Annotated in this window: 13 protein-coding genes and 1 tRNA gene; 12 read left to right on the top strand and 2 right to left on the bottom strand. The window is 38.8% G+C overall.

Features of this window, described 5'->3' with window-relative positions:
* The first annotated feature begins 3 nt into the window (after nucleotides 1–3).
* From IPJ53_15525 to IPJ53_15490, 8 genes are all read left to right on the top strand, one after another.
* A complete protein-coding gene (locus tag IPJ53_15525; protein ID MBK7800511.1) occupies nucleotides 4–378 on the top strand; it encodes a response regulator in 375 nt (124 codons plus the stop codon).
* Nucleotides 378–1,418, top strand: coding sequence for a response regulator (locus IPJ53_15520; GenBank protein ID MBK7800510.1), 1,041 nt, complete (start codon nucleotides 378–380; stop codon nucleotides 1,416–1,418). The genes IPJ53_15525 and IPJ53_15520 overlap by 1 nt, the downstream gene beginning before the upstream one ends.
* Before the next feature lie 113 nt (nucleotides 1,419–1,531).
* Nucleotides 1,532–1,606 (top strand) — tRNA-Val (locus tag IPJ53_15515).
* A 43-nt stretch (nucleotides 1,607–1,649) separates the two neighbouring features.
* A complete protein-coding gene (locus tag IPJ53_15510; GenBank protein ID MBK7800509.1) occupies nucleotides 1,650–2,003 on the top strand; it encodes a rhodanese-like domain-containing protein in 354 nt (117 codons plus the stop codon).
* 68 nt (nucleotides 2,004–2,071) lie between these two features.
* A complete protein-coding gene (gene hflX / locus IPJ53_15505; GenBank protein ID MBK7800508.1) occupies nucleotides 2,072–3,280 on the top strand; it encodes a GTPase HflX in 1,209 nt (402 codons plus the stop codon).
* Nucleotides 3,281–3,299: 19 nt separating this feature from the next.
* Nucleotides 3,300–4,394, top strand: coding sequence for an aminopeptidase (locus IPJ53_15500; protein MBK7800507.1), 1,095 nt, complete (start codon nucleotides 3,300–3,302; stop codon nucleotides 4,392–4,394).
* 226 nt (nucleotides 4,395–4,620) lie between these two features.
* Entirely contained in the window at nucleotides 4,621–5,643 is a 1,023-nt protein-coding gene (gene galE / locus IPJ53_15495) for a UDP-glucose 4-epimerase GalE (GenBank protein MBK7800506.1), read from the top strand.
* A gap of 157 nt (nucleotides 5,644–5,800) precedes the next feature.
* Nucleotides 5,801–8,467, top strand: coding sequence for a T9SS type A sorting domain-containing protein (locus IPJ53_15490; protein ID MBK7800505.1), 2,667 nt, complete (start codon nucleotides 5,801–5,803; stop codon nucleotides 8,465–8,467).
* A 43-nt stretch (nucleotides 8,468–8,510) separates the two neighbouring features.
* On the opposite strand, the gene hemW is transcribed toward IPJ53_15490, so the two are convergent.
* A complete protein-coding gene (gene hemW / locus IPJ53_15485; protein ID MBK7800504.1) occupies nucleotides 8,511–9,641 on the bottom strand; it encodes a radical SAM family heme chaperone HemW in 1,131 nt (376 codons plus the stop codon).
* Here hemW and IPJ53_15480 point away from each other — a divergent pair.
* The 4 genes from IPJ53_15480 (at nucleotide 9,640) to IPJ53_15465 (ending at nucleotide 14,378) form a co-directional block, all read left to right on the top strand.
* On the top strand, nucleotides 9,640–11,394 hold the full coding sequence (locus tag IPJ53_15480; GenBank protein ID MBK7800503.1) for a BamA/TamA family outer membrane protein: 1,755 nt from the start codon (nucleotides 9,640–9,642) through the stop codon (nucleotides 11,392–11,394). The two genes, hemW and IPJ53_15480, sit on opposite strands and share 2 nt — an antisense overlap.
* Nucleotides 11,395–11,619: 225 nt before the next feature.
* Nucleotides 11,620–12,618, top strand: a complete 999-nt coding sequence (locus IPJ53_15475) for a hypothetical protein (GenBank protein MBK7800502.1) — start codon at nucleotides 11,620–11,622, stop codon at nucleotides 12,616–12,618.
* Nucleotides 12,619–12,808: 190 nt separating this feature from the next.
* Nucleotides 12,809–13,501: a DUF1684 domain-containing protein gene (locus IPJ53_15470; GenBank protein MBK7800501.1), complete on the top strand. Its 693-nt coding sequence runs from the start codon at nucleotides 12,809–12,811 to the stop codon at nucleotides 13,499–13,501.
* A 115-nt stretch (nucleotides 13,502–13,616) separates the two neighbouring features.
* Entirely contained in the window at nucleotides 13,617–14,378 is a 762-nt protein-coding gene (locus IPJ53_15465) for a TerC family protein (protein ID MBK7800500.1), read from the top strand.
* 196 nt (nucleotides 14,379–14,574) lie between these two features.
* Here IPJ53_15465 and IPJ53_15460 read toward each other — a convergent pair whose 3' ends face one another.
* Nucleotides 14,575–15,585 carry a WYL domain-containing protein gene (locus IPJ53_15460; protein MBK7800499.1) on the bottom strand — a complete coding sequence of 337 codons (1,011 nt, stop codon included), beginning with the start codon at nucleotides 15,583–15,585 and terminating at the stop codon, nucleotides 14,575–14,577.
* Nucleotides 15,586–15,842 lie beyond the last annotated feature (257 nt).

The raw sequence follows: 15,842 nt of genomic DNA, 5'->3' as shown, positions 1-15,842 counted from the left end.
CTGATGAAAATACTTGTTGTTGATGATGAAAGGGATATTCAAAATTTATTTGAGCAAAAATTCAGAAAAGAAATAAAAAATAGCGAAATTGAATTTTTATTTGCTTTTTCAGGAGAAGAGGCAATCGTCTTATTAAATGCCCATAACCATGAGGCCGTTTTAATATTATCGGACATTAATATGCCGTTTATGAGTGGCCTTTCTCTCCTCAAGCATATAAAGCAAGAGCACCATGAACCACCACATGTCGTGATGATGATTACCGCATATGGTGATGTTGAAAATTATAATACTGCCATGTCTTTGGGGGCAGATGATTTTTTAACAAAACCCTTGGATTTTGGATTATTGAAGGATAAGTTAAAAGAAAAAATATAATGGCAAAAATATTAGTTGTAGATGATGAGTCCGATTTGGAAGTGCTGATCAAGCAAAAGTTCCGCCAAAAAATACGCGAGCAAAAGTATGAGTTTGTTTTTGCGTTTAATGGTTTGCAAGCTCTGGAACAATTGGCAGCGCATAGTGATGTGGATATTGTATTGAGTGATATCAACATGCCAGAGATGGATGGACTTACATTGCTGACGCGTTTGAATGAAAAGCACAAACTTCTTAAGTCTGTAATTGTATCAGCATATGGAGATATGGATAATATCCGTACAGCTATGAATAGAGGTGCGTTTGATTTTATTACCAAGCCGATTAATTTTGAAGATCTGGAACTGACTATTGAGAAAACCATTCAACATGTCCATCAATTGAAGGAAACTCTCAAGGCAATTAAAGAGAATAACATCCTCAGGATGTATGTCGATGAAAACGTGCTGAATTTTATGGGTGGGAAAGAATTTGAAGGTAACTTTTTAGAAAGTGAAACCATCGATGCTACCGTTGCTTTCATTGACATCTGTGGCTTTACGGCAATCAGTGAGCGAGAAAAACCGGATGTCGTGGTTAAACTTTTAAATAATTATTTTGATTTGATGGTTTCAGAAATTATTGCCCAAAATGGTATCGTCGATAAATTCATGGGGGATTGTGTCATGGCAGTATTTAAAGGTGCTTACCATCTTGATCGGGCTATTGACGCCTGCTTAGGAATTCGGAATAGAGTAGAGGCCTTGCCAAATGCTGGGATTTCAGGTCATTTTATTTCAAAAGTATCCATCGGTATTAATTCGGGTGAAATGGTCTGTGGTAATATTGGTTCAGCCGCATTAAGAAGACTTGATTATACCGTTATAGGGGATACTGTTAATACAGCGCAACGGTTACAAAGTGTAGCCGGTGTAAATCAGATTTTAATCAACGAAAGATGTTATGAATTGGTGAAACAATCATTTAATTGTACCAGAATAGGAAACGTTGCCTTGAAAAATATATCCAGGGAGATGGTTTTATATGAAGTGCTTAATTGAACTTTTAATTCAGTGTTTTCAAAAAGTCTAAAAAGAATCATTGTACTCACACGACTCGATTTTTTAAAAATCAATTACCCACTCCCATCAAATTACTTACCTTTGCGCTTCTTGGGTGTTTAGCTCAGTTGGTTCAGAGCGCCGCCTTGACAGGGCGGAGGTCGGCAGTTCGAGCCTGCCAACACCCACATCCTTCATTTAGGATTTCTTATAAATTTTAAATTAGTTAATATGAAGTTTACCCACCGCCTTTTTATGTTATTTGTGATGATGTTGTTTGCTGGAATTTCTTGTTTAAGTAGCCAGTCTGGGCCGGTAAAAGTGAAAGAATTGTTGGCCAAAAAACCAGGTATTCTGATTGATGTTCGTACCCTTGGGGAATGGAATACGGGTCATCATGAAATGGCTCGTCATCTGGACTGGAACAATGGAGCATTTAAACAAGCTTCCGCAGATTTTGACAAATCCAAGACTTATTACCTTTACTGTGCTTCCGGTGGCAGAAGTGGTCAGGCTGCTGAATATTTAAAAAAGGCCGGTTTTAAAAATGTGGTTAATCTAGGTGGATACAATAACCTAAAGTAATTCATTTCATTTAGATTGATCGAAACCCTTTTTTCCATTGGAAAAATGTCACCTCTACAACTCATTGCATGAATTCCAGTTGGAATACTGAATCTAAAAAGAAAGTCAATCCTACAGAACCTGAAAGGGCAATTCTGGTTGGTATCATTTTACCTGATCAGAATGAAGCATTGATTAAAGAACATTTGGATGAACTCGAATTTCTTGCCAGTACAGCCGGTGCAATCACCATCAAGCGATTTGTGCAGAAGTTGAATGGTCCGGACTCCCGCACCTATATTGGTAAAGGAAAAGTTGAGGAGATTTTAAAGTACATGGAACTTTTTCCTGCAGACATGGTGATTTTTGATGATGACCTGAGCGGAAAGCAACAAAACATTTTAGAAGAAATTTTAAAAGTTAAAATCATCGACAGAAGTTTTCTGATTCTGGATATTTTTGCGAGTCGCGCACAAACAGCCCAGGCAAAAACACAGGTTGAATTGGCACAACTGCAATACATCTATCCTAAACTTCGTGGTATGTGGACGCATCTTGAGCGACAGCGCGGGGGCATTGGGATGCGAGGTCCAGGTGAACAGGAAATAGAAACCGATCGAAGGATAGTCAAAGAAAAAATTGCCTTACTCAAAAAGAAACTGGAGAAAATTGATCTTCAAAATGTAACCCAGCGAAAGAACCGGGATGAGATGATTCGTGTGTCTCTCATTGGTTATACCAATGTGGGTAAATCTACCCTGATGAATCTTATCTCCAAGTCTGAGGTTTTTGCTGAAAATAAATTATTTGCAACCCTTGACACCACCGTAAGAAAAGTAGTCTGGGACTCCATGCCATTTCTGTTATCGGACACCGTCGGGTTTATTCGCAAATTACCCCATCACCTCATCGAAAGTTTTAAATCTACCTTGGATGAAGTAAGGGAAAGTGACATCATGGTTCATGTAATTGATATTTCACATCCAGCTTATTTAGATCAAATCAAGACTGTCAATGAAACACTTAAAAGTCTTGGACTTGAAGACAAGCCTGTAGTGATGGTTTTTAATAAAATGGATGCTTACCGGGAAGTGAATTATGATTCTATGCTTGACCGACAAACAAAGAATGAACTCGAGGAAGAATTGAAACAAAGCTTGAAATCAAAATATCAGGTGCCAATGGAATTCATATCTGCAAAGTCCATGGAAAACATTGAATTGCTTAGAAAACTTCTCAAAGAACTTATTTCCAAACAATACCTGATCCGCTATCCTTACCGAAGCAAACAATGGTAATCCTTGAATAAAAATTGATATGAGTTGGATTGAAAAATACGGAAAGCTGCTTGCAGATTATTCCTTGTATCTAAAACCCGGTGAATTAGTTTATGTGCGAAGCAATACACTAGCCGAGCCATTGATAAAGTCATTTTATAAAGAAGCGGTTTGTCGTGGTGCACATGTGGAAGTTGAACTTGGTTTTGAAGGTCAGGAAGAATTTCTTTTGCAATACGGTCAAGAAGAGCAGTTAAAACGTATCAATCAGAATTCAATCGAACTTATCAAAAATTGCAATGCGTATTTACTGATCAGAGCACCCTATATGCCCATGAATATGCCTGAACCGGATGCCGAGAAGGTGAAGCTTCGGACGAAAGCCCAGGCTGAATTCAGTGAGATTTATTTCAAGCGTTTGGGCGATGGAAGTCTTAAGAGAAGTTTATGTCAATATCCCACAGAATTTGGCGCAAAGCAGGCGGAGATGTCCTTGGAAGAATATACGCAATTTATTCTCAAGGCCTGTTTTCTGGATCGCGAATTGCCTGCGGAACATTGGAAAACACTGAGCAACATTCAGCAGAAATATTTGGATGTCCTGAACTCTTGTGATCAGATGAGTTATGAGCATCGCAATTGGAAAATCAATTTCAGGGTAGCGGGACGCACCTGGATAAATTCAGATGGTAAATCCAACATGCCATCAGGAGAAGTTTTTACCAGTCCTCATGAGGACAGTGTCTCCGGTGAAATATTTTTTGACTATCCCTCTTTCATGATGGGCAAGGATGTGAAAGGGGTAAAGCTTCAAGTTTCCGATGGAGTGATTTCAGAATGGTCCGCAGAACAAGGTCAGGATATTCTGGATAAAGTATTTGCCATAGAAGGTGCCAGAAAATTTGGTGAAGTGGCTATAGGCACCAATACCAATATCAGCCGTGCCACACGCAATATTTTATTTGACGAGAAAATTGGAGGAACCGTCCATATGGCCGTTGGACAATCCTACTATCAATGTGGCGGCAAAAACCAATCGACCATTCATTGGGATTTGATAACCGATATGCGCGACGGAGGCAAAATATTTGCCGACGGCAAAATGATTTATGAAAACGGGCGATTCTTGATTTAAAGGGAATTGCCCCCTTTAGATTCAACCTCCAAATCCAATCCCCGATACAAAGGTATTTTGTAATGAATAAAAAAGGGCTTTTGGCCGAGCGACCAAAAACCCTTTTAATAACACTATGAGAACACCCTAATGTATGTAATACAATTACAAATCTTAAAAAGTTCCAGAGGAATTAATTTTTTTTTGGTCGGCTATTCTGAATACATTTGGACAATCATTTATGCGGATGAAGAGAATATTGGTAACTGGAGGCTGTGGGTTTATAGGCAGTCACACCATAGTGGATCTTATACAGTCCGGGTATGAGGTCGTGAGTCTGGATAATCTTATCAACAGTAGTGAAGATGTTTTGTCAGGCATCGAACAAATAACAGGAGAAAAGATTCTCAATCACCGGATAGATTTAAAATCTGCTCAGGCACTAGCCGATTTGAAACAAATAGGGGGTGAATTCTCTGGGGTGATTCATTTTGCTGCGTTGAAGTCAGTCAGCGACTCTGTTATAAAACCATTGGAGTATTATCAAAACAATGTAGGTGGTTTGATCAATTTGTTGGAATGGATCAGAGATGCGGGTATTCCACATTTTATTTTTTCTTCTTCTTGTACTGTCTATGGTGATACTGAAATACTCCCGGTCACTGAAGATCTTCCTTTTTTACCAACCGGTTCTCCTTATGGCAGGACCAAGCAAATGTGCGAACTCATACTTGCAGATTTATATCCAACACTTAACAGGGTTCAAAAAGCAATTTCCTTAAGGTATTTTAATCCTGCAGGAGCGCATGAATCTCACTTGATCGGTGAGTCTCCCATCAACAGTCCACAAAATCTGGTTCCGATCATTACTGAAACTGCGATTGGTAAAAGACCATACATGACCGTTTATGGCACAGACTATCCTACCAGAGATGGAACCTGCATAAGGGATTATGTACATGTGATGGATCTGGCAAGAGCGCACACGCTCGCAATGAATTATTTGGAATCAGAAAAGCAAATACTCCCATTGGAAACTTTTAATCTGGGAATAGGGGCCGGGGTGAGTGTTTTGGAGGCCATCCAAGCATTTGAAAAGGTCAACGGGATACCTTTAAAATATGAAATCGGAACCCGCAGGGCAGGTGATCTTGCAGCTGTATATTCAGACAATGAAAAAGCAAGTAAATTATTGAATTGGCACCCATTAAAATCCATTGATGACATCATGCGCGATGCATGGGTCTGGGAGCAACGAAGAAATTTATGATAGTTAAAACTTGTTCGTTTTGATTCTCCAAATCAATAAGGGTAAACCCTGATTTTTTACTTAAATAAGTTTGTAATCATGAATGTTTGGTCGGCTTAGATTATATTCACTGAAGCAAATTGGAATTCTATTTTTCTAATTTAATTTTTATGTGGTCATGAAGATTTACAAAATCAGTAGTCTTACATTTTTGAGTGCCGTTTTAAGCGTATTTTTTATGCTTGCACTGTACCAACCTTCCACAATTAAGAAGCCTATGTTATTTGTTTCAAGAGCCATTCCTTGTTGTGGTTCGGTTTATATGAAAGCAGCCAATGCACTTCCTGGTGTTGGTGGGTTTTCAAGATTCCAGGTTGCAGCTCCTGCCTACCTATGCATTTTGAATCCGGATGGTCACATGGATACCCTGATTAATGGAGCCAAACCCGGTCTAAATTCTTTGAATTTAATTGACATCAGCAACCCTTTGTTAAATTGGGAAGCAGATAAAATTGTTTTTGCTGGATTGAGAGATGGTAATTATGTATTGGGCAACAACAACCTCGTTCCAAGGGAACACAATGCCTGGAGAATTTATGTCATTCATACAGACGGCTCTGGATTAAAACAAATTACTTTTGAAGATCCTTTGCTCGACTTAAGTCAGTTTAACCCTGCTGCGCGAGGAGTTCTACAGGGATATGACGATGCGCATCCTTCATGGATGCCTGATGGCAGAATTTGTTTCAGTTCCACTAGATTTCGTGATATAGGTATGTACAATGTTACACGAACGAGTAATTTATACGTGGTAAACGAAGATGGATCAGGATTGCACCGGATTACATCAGAAAAAAATGGAGCGGACAGACCGGTCATTGATCCTCTCACCGGTAAGATCGTATTTGCGAGGTGGTGGCGCAATTTTTACTGGCCTTATGATCCTATGACTACACAGGCACATCCGCAATACACAAAAGGTTGGAGTTATAAGGATGGGTTAACCAGCCACCTGGATGAAGTCATCGATGGACAGACATTTATGTTTAACAACAATGCATTTTTACTTTCAGAAATTAATCCGGATGGGAGTGGACTCAAGCTTTTTTCTGCACATTACAGAGAGGTGTCAGTGAACAGTGCCTATGGAGGAAGTTTTAATGAAGGGGGAGATTTTATTGGGAATTGGTTTCCTATAGAGCACCAGTCGGAATCTTCAGGATTTGGAGGCATCAAAAAATATTTTCGCGGGACTGAAAAAAAACCACAAGGGATTGCCGGTGTGACCAGTTATGGAAATTTTGATTATTACATCAGCGATCCTCCTTCCTATGGAATTTTTAAGGGCAGTTATGCAGCAGAACCTTCTTCAACTAATGATGGCAACATATTATTTTCTGAAGCAGCCAATCCTTTACAGGATTATGGAATTTATTTGATGAATGAAGATGGATCTTCTAAAGAATTAGTGCTGGATCATCCCGGAACGACTGAACTCTCAGCACAGTATGTTGAAAAAAGAAAAACTCCGCCTATTCTGTTAGATCAATTTGCAACTCCGTCTTCAGCTCTTCCGCCCAAAGGATTTTCAGATTTGAGGCAGGATGGAAGTTTTGAATTTGATTGCCGCAACATTTTTTTCAATGGCAAAGTGGATGACGGAATTCTTGCAGCGCCTGCCATTGGCGACTTAGCTACTGTTCGATTTTTTGCTGATCCTCTTTTGTCTGAGCAGTATGGTTCCATAGAAGCGTTGAATTTTCCAATTTTATATAATGAATTACCGGTGGATGATTTTGGCCGGGTGTTGGAGAGGGACGCTCCCGCTAATGTTCCGTTATTTGAACAGGGGCGTTCATCGCAAGTACGAGGATATAAAGTCAGTCGGACAGGCGGAGGAATCATGGATGGAGCTGCGCATGTGACCGGATTCAATTATGGGCGTCCCGGACAGAAAGTTAGCTGTGTGGGTTGTCATGCAGGACATTCCATTATTCCGGTCCCGGAGGATCCTGCCGCATTATTGGTGTGTAATCTTGCTCCTGGGGCAAGGGTAAATGTTTCCACCAGGATGAACGATCCCGGATATCTGATTGATAAGAAAAATTATAAGGCTTCGCAACATTGGTTTACTCCGGAGGGAATTTCTCCAAAGGGCCAGTGGATAAATTTAAGTTGGATAATTCCATTGTATGCCCAGAAAATTGTGCTGCACAACATTCCGGATCCTAACCGTGCACAAGTGAAGTCTTGTACTGTTCGGATTTATGAAGACTCATTGGGTTTAAAATTGCTGGAAGAATTTAATGTCAACCAACCTTTATCTCCACAGGGTACTGAAATATTGTTGAGCAAGGTTCAGAAGATGCAATCATTGCGATTCATATTTAATGAGGTGACCGGTGGAATTTATCACTGGAATGCTGCTACTCTTGGAGAAATTGAAGTGATTGGAAGCATTATGCCTCCGGAGCGTTTCAAGGAAATTTGTGATTGTAAAGGCAAGTCATATGGACTGTACCGGATGGATTCTTGCGGTCAGTGTTTGTTGAGGGAAGATCCGCGTTGGAATGATTGTTTGACAGCGGTCAATAATACTTTAAAAGAAAAGGATTGGAAGATTTATCCAAATCCCACGAGTCATGAACTAAGGATAGAAATTCAGAAAGGAAATGAGATTGGTTCATTTAAAATATTTGACCTGCATGGAAAAGAAATGAACATTCCCATCCTTGGAAGTGAAGGCAATTATTTTGCAAAAGTGGAGGTGTTAAAATCCGGTGTATATTTTCTTGAATGGGCCCATGGAAATAAAAAATATCATAAAAAATGGATTAGAATTTAATTTCTAAGAACCTTAAATTCTGCATTATAAACTAAATTAATTTTTATTCAGCAAATGCATCTGAAGAAATTTTATCACAGATGTAAATTCCTTCTTTAGTCAAAGTATAAATTTCATTAGTGCATAGGAGGTGACCTGAATCTACATAGGTGCTTAATGTTTTTTGAGTATTTATTTTCCAGGATGGATTAAAAGATTTCAGTTTAGAAAGGTCGAGTCCTTCAATGCGTCTGAGTTGAAGCATGATGAATTCATTGTACTGATCTTTTTCACTCAGATTTTCCGAATCATAATACACTTGTTCCTGCAATACATTTTGAAGATATAAATGGTTGTTGGCAATGTTCCATCTGCGCGTATTTCCAATATAGGAATGTGCTGAAGGCCCAAATCCCAAATAGGGCAATCCATTCCAGTAGTTGCTGTTGTGTATAGCCCGGTGTCCGGCCTGACTGAAGTTGGATATTTCATAAGCCTCATAGCCATTGGCTTTCATAAAATCATGCATCAGGCTCATCTGTCTGATGGTGTGCTCATCTGCCAGCGGAGGCATTTTATTTTTTGTGATAAGGTGATGCAGGTTTGTTTTTTCTTCAACAGTAAGTGCATAACAGGAAAGATGTGGCAACTCATTGGCTTTCATCAATCCCAGATTTTGCAGCCACTCTTCATCGGTGCACAAGGGAATTCCAAAAATAAGATCGGCGCTCAGATTGGTAAAGCCTGCAATTTTAGCTTGCTGGATTGCATTTAGACTCTGGGTGGCATTGTGCGATCTGTTCATCCATTCCAGATGATGGTCGTAAAAAGATTGAATCCCAATGCTCAGTCTGTCAATTCCTGCAATCAATAATTGATCGAGATAATACGGATTGAGATCATCGGGATTGGCTTCCAACGTCGTTTCTTTAACTGAAAGGCAATCATAGTGAGTGTAGATCAAGTGGAGCAATTCCTTTATCTCAGCGGGACTTAAAACAGATGGCGTACCACCCCCAAAATAAATCGTACTCACCCGTGAATCTTGCACCTCACCGGATCTCGAGACAATTTCCTTGTGGAGCGCCTTCAGCAATTCCGGGCGGGTGGAAAATTGTGTAGAGAAATGAAAATTACAATAGGTACATTTGCGTTTGCAATAGGGAATGTGCAGGTATAATCCGATTTCTTTCATGATGCAGGAACCCAAAAGTATAATCTTCTTTTTCTTTTCTGTCTTTTTTTTTCAATCTGCTGTCGTACAGGGGCAGCTGCTGCCAAAGAATTTTGTCTATCAATATTCCGTAAATGGGGTGATGGAGATGGAAGAATGGAAGGAAACTGACTCATTGCAATTAAATAATAGAATTGACAGGGTCATTTATAAATTGAAGTCCTCCGGTTATCTGCTTGCCCAGTTGGACAGTGTAGTTCAAGACAGTTTTGTCCGAAAAATTTACCTCTACAAGGGCCCTAAATTTGCATGGATTTCCTTTCGTTCAAAGGATGCAAAGCAATCCGAAAAATTTGAAAGAAAAAATCTGGAGGAATGGCATCAATGGTCGGATGAAAAAATAAGTTCAGACGTTGTCAATGGATATCCCTTCAGTAAAATAAAACTTCATCAACCGTTTGTCAGCGGAGACACCCTGCATGCTGAAATAATCTACGAACGCGGTCCCTTTATCAAATTTGGTCCTTCAGACCAAAGAAAAGGTAAATTGATTGCGCCACGATATCTGGAACGAATGAGCAATGTTCGTATGGGTTATGCATACAATCAAAAGTATATTGAAGATGCAGGTGACCGTTTAAGTCAATTGCCTTTTATGGAAATGCAATATCCGCCGATGGTACATTTTTTAGGGGACCAGGCAATGGTGTGGTTTTTTCTAAAAAAGAAGCCTTCCAATAAATTTGATTTTTTGCTGGGACTAAATTCTTCCTCGCCAGGCAGTTCGCAGAAATACCGTATTACTGGGGAAGCGACCGTTGAATTATGGAATTCATTTAAAATTGGGGAGCGGATTTTATTGCATTATGAAAATCTTGTAGAGCAATCTCCCCGTCTTAATTTTCTTGCAGATTTTCCTTACCTGCGATTTTTACCGGTTGGATTTTACGGAAGTTTTGACTTAGTAAAATTTAGAAATGAATTTGTGAATCTTCAGTCTCAACTGCGTATTAAATACCTCATCAACGCCAGTCAGGAGGCAGGTGTGCTGATGCATATCAACCGATCCTATGTTTTGCAGACCGATTCTATTTTTATTAAGAATAATTTACGACTTCCCTCATCACTTGATTTTAGTTTTCTTTCCTACGGTTTTTATTATCAGTTAAACCAACTGGATTACCGGATCAGTCCTACCAAGGGTTGGTCAATGGAAGCGCAGATCAGAGGTGGAAATAAGAAATTCCGAGAGAGCAGCAATATTCTCAGGTACGACAGCCCTGAAGGTCGTTTGCAGATGCAATACGACAGTTTGAATGATGCGGGCTTGCAACTCAACAGTCAATTTAAATCGGCGTATTATTGGAATATTGCCAAGAGGCAGGTGATTAAGGCAGGGATGCAGGGTTTTATGATTTTTACAAAAGGAAAGGTGTTGCAAAATGAGTTATTTAGAATAGGAGGATTCAGGAATCTGCGAGGATTTGATGATGACAGTTACAGTTCAAGTGCTTATTTAATCAGCACACTGGAATACAGGTTCCTCCTGGATCGAAATAGTTTTCTCCAATTGTTTGCAGACCATGCCTACATGGAAGTAATCAGCCAAAATGTAATCAATGATTGGGACCACTACCTAGGAATAGGGGCTGGTATTCAATTTCAGACCAAGGCAGGGGCTTTTGTGTTACAACTTGCGGTGGGAAAAAGACCTGGAGAGGGATTTGATTTTAGTTCGACCAAGGTTCATTTTGGTTATTCAAGTTTGTTTTAATAAGATTGCAGTTAAATCTTTGATTTTTGAACTATTTTGGTTCTGAGGTTGTTTATTTATTCGTTGAGCACCGACCAGGTGGTCGCAAGGTAATTAAGACTTGCAGATCAAAATCGTTTCCATATATTTAGTTTATTTTTATATAGCCAGTACTTTAACTGAGGACTTTGTCTATTTTAAATGATCTGATTGACTAATCTTTTTTTAAAACAAATAATTTAATTTATGAAAAAACTTTTCGTTTTTGCATGTGCATTTTTGGTATATAATTTTGCGCAAGCCCAGGAGATCTGGCACATTAAAGCAGTGGATCCAGCCGGAAAATTATTGGATGTAAAGGCATTTGATCAAAGTGGCAACATGTACGATGTGAAGGCCATTGGAGAGACCGGAGGGCATCAGTATATGGACATAAAGGCCATCCGCCAGGGAATGAAATACCCACTTAAAATTATGGTGAGCATAGATATTTTTGCTCCTGTAAAAGCTATTGGGGCCAAAGGAGAAATTCTGGATATAAAGGCCATCACTGCAGATGGACGAAAACTCGATGTTAAGGGAGTCAGCCGGGCCGGGAATTTATATCACATCAAGGCGGTGTCCGATGATGGTGAATTTTATGGTATCAAAGCACTTTCTCCGGAAGGATTGCTGGAAGATGTTAAGGGTATCAAATATTCTGATCAGGCCATAGAAGGAACAGTTAATGGAACCAGCTTTGCGGCACATGTCAAGGCCATTCCCCAATCGCAGGATTGCATCACAGATTTTTTATGGCATGTGAAAGCAGTGCATCCCGATGGGAAGTTGATCGATATTAAAGCAATTGATGAAAACGGGAGAATTTATGACGTAAAAGCCCTTGCTGAGAATGGCAACGGTCACATCATGGACATAAAAGCTTTTGTTGGGAGTACTAAGCTACCGGTAAAGATTCTAGCTTCAACAGACAGATACGCACCACTGAAAGCGATAGGACTGGATGGAAAAATCTATGATGTCAAAGCGTTTACAGAGGACAAAAAAAAGCTGGATGTTAAAGGGATAAACCTAACCGGAAACATATATAACATCAAGGTTGTGGCAGGTGGAGATGTATTCTATGGAGTGAAAGCTATATCCCCTTCCGGTCAAATGTATGATGTAAAAGGTATTGATCAGGACGATAACGTGACGGTGAATGGAGTGAAGGTGAAAGCGCACGTTAAAGCCTTGCCTCAATAAGTATTTTTTTAGCGTAAGATTTTAATGTTCTAACATTTTGTAATTAGAAAGCCGGACAGTTAATGTTGTCCGGTTTTTCTTTTTTATTCATTATTTTCTGTATTCTGTTAAAGTTGAACACAAGCAAATCAATTTTTGATGCAATGTAAATCATCTTACATTATTTTTAAGAGAATTGCAATTTGTTTTTTTGTATTGGAACAGTCATCTTTGCACGATGTTGAATATTGTAAAAGTAGATTTCTTAAAACTTGACAAAGCGAGAATTTCAATTGCAAATTTTTTGGCAGTTTTGTTTTCCATTGGTTTGATTGGCATTTGTCCCGCACAAGATTATCAAAGAGGATTGACCGATTCCAGATCACAGACCGCCAAAGATCATTTGGCAGATCCTCGTTCACCCATCACTAAAAAAGATTTAAAGCATCTTCATTATTATGCACCCGATGGCAAGTATTCTCTTGAAGCCAATTTTGAAGAATTTGCTCAAAAGGATACCGTAACAATTCCTACCAGCTCCGGCAAGCAGAAATTATTCATTCGATTTGGAAGATTGAATTTTAAGTTGGATGGACAGGTAGCCGGATTGACTGCTTATCTCAGTACCAGAACAGGGCCCGGATCCAATCATTTTTTTGTACCCTTTTATGATTTGACCAATGGTGCGGAGACTTATGGTGGCGGAAGATTTATGGATATCGATCATTCCTTGCTGGTGGATGGAAAATTGCCACTAGACTTTAATTATGCCTATAATCCCTGGTGCGCCTACAGCAGTGGCTTCAATTGTCCAATCCCACCGGAAGAAAACCGACTGACAATTCCCATATATGCGGGTGAAAAATCCTACACAGGCAAACACAGAAAGGGTTCCAAATCCTGAGCTTTTATCTTAAAGAACCAAAGCAATAGGGTCTCTTCGGTAGATTTCGGGGAATGCCTTATCTTTGGCCGGCTGAGAGAAATGCATTCTCAGGCTTCCATCAAAATCTAAATACATGGTAGAAATCATTATAGCTCTTGTTACACTGGTCGCCTTGGAAATCATCCTGGGTATCGACAATGTTATCTTCATCTCCATACTGTCTTCCAAGCTGCCAAAAGAAATGCAGAAAAGAGCCCGTCAAATAGGTTTGTTTCTGGCTATGTTTATGCGACTTGGATTGTTGACGGTGATTACCTGGATCATGAAACTTAAGAATGACCTTTTCGTCATATTGGATAATGGAATCTCCGGAAAAGATCTCATCTTGATTGCAGGAGGTTTGTTTTTAGTGTACAAAAGCTCTACAGAAATCTATCATAAAACAGAGGGAGAGGAAGGGGACGAGTCCAAGGAATTCAACAGACTAAGTTTTAATGCAGTAATTGTGCAAATCATGATCATGGATCTGGTATTTTCACTGGACAGCATCATTACCGCTGTAGGATTGGCGGAACATCTTTGGGTGATGTGCACTGCTGTGATTATTTCTGTAGGTATCATGATGTGGGCTGCAACTCCGGTGGCAGATTTTGTCGACAGACATCCTGCATTTAAAATTCTTGCCCTGAGCTTTTTATTATTAATTGGCTTTGCATTGGTGGCTGAAGGATTTGATGTTCATATTCCTAAAGGATACATTTACTTCTCCATGGGATTTGCATTCTTGGTCAATTTAATTCAAATGCGCACCGGTAAAAAAACTAAAACTAAACCGGTAGAATTACACGAACATTATACGGAAGATGAAGAAGATTTGCCAAAAGACATTTTTTAGTATGTTTAAAAACCCGTATTGTTTTTGATGATCTTTGGGACCAATACATTGATCGTATACATTTGGTTAATTAAAAATTTGGTTAGCAGGCCGCATTGTAAATGCTTGGATCGTATGGCATCGCAGTTGCAAACTGCCACGAAAAATGGGGCATCTGCTTTTTATTCATTGTTATAATTTTAAGTTAGCTTGGCAATTAGTATTGGTTAATTGCTTCTGTTAGCCTAGTTTTTATGGTATTAACAAGGTTAACAGGTTGCCTCACTATAACATTCTCTGCATAAGACAAAATTAATCTTTCAAACTCATAATTAATAATAAGTTGAAGCTTCACCTCAAGGGTGTTTTTATCCAACCATTTTGATTTTTGAGAGCCATGGATTGGTTTCGTTTCAATATAGTTCCCAGTTTTTCCTTTAAAATTCAATAGTACACTCTCTATTTTTAAGTCAAACGGTTTAGTTACCCCAACTATATCTTCAAAGTACTCCTGCCAATCAATAATCGTTTGTCTATATTGACTGCTATTAATTTCATCAATTGAAACTATTCTGTCAATTGCTAAATTCCAATCATACCTTTCACTTTCGGGATTATATCCAAAAAGGAACCACCTGTTATTATATTGCTTGAGGAATGAAGGATGAATTATTACATTAAATTGTTTTTCACTTTCAAATGGATGGTAGACCACAGACAACACCTTTTTATAAAATATACCATTATGTAACGTGCCGAGATGTTCAATACCTTTAAGGTATTGATTGTTATCAAATTCGATAATTGCAGAACTGGAATCTTTTGAATCAATGCCTTGTTTTATTTTAGGCACTAATTCATTTACCCATTCAAACTGAGGCATACCTTTAAACTGAGAAAGAATATTTATAGCTGATTCCAAATTTGCTAACTCAATTTCATTTAATGGCATATTATTTATAGAGAAATTTGGATCTGAATACCTATAATAGCATCTCTTACCATCACGAATCCTTTGAAGTTCAATTTGCCAACCATCTACACTTTCCATAAATGAGATATCTTCGAAAATCTGTCTTCTGCTAATCCCATTACTTGAAGGATCTATTTCCAATAGAATTTTTTCACAGGCTTTAATTAAGTCTTCAATATAATAGCGTTTTCCAGAATTCCGAAAGCATCCATCCAAGATCTTGTATCGAATTAGTGCATGTTTGTTAGTAGCCATATTACAGATATTGTTTAGAAAGATGCAAAAAATTGAATAGCTTGATTTAGTTTTGGGTCGTTAAATGTACCCCCTATGCAAACTTAATATATTTTTTTATTTGCTGTGCATATAGGATGCACTGGAATGTTATTAATTTGCACCACGTTCTTTGAAAGCCTGTTGTAATATATTGATTTGCCTACTGGAAGTCCTCAAATGATGGCTTCAAATCGGTTGGTGTCCTGGAGTTTTTCAGGATGAATGTTTACTTGTAA

The sequence above is a fragment of the Candidatus Vicinibacter affinis genome, assembly GCA_016714365.1.
GTDB lineage: Bacteria > Bacteroidota > Bacteroidia > Chitinophagales > Saprospiraceae > Vicinibacter > Vicinibacter affinis.
This window is presented reverse-complemented; position numbering and strand designations above follow the sequence as displayed.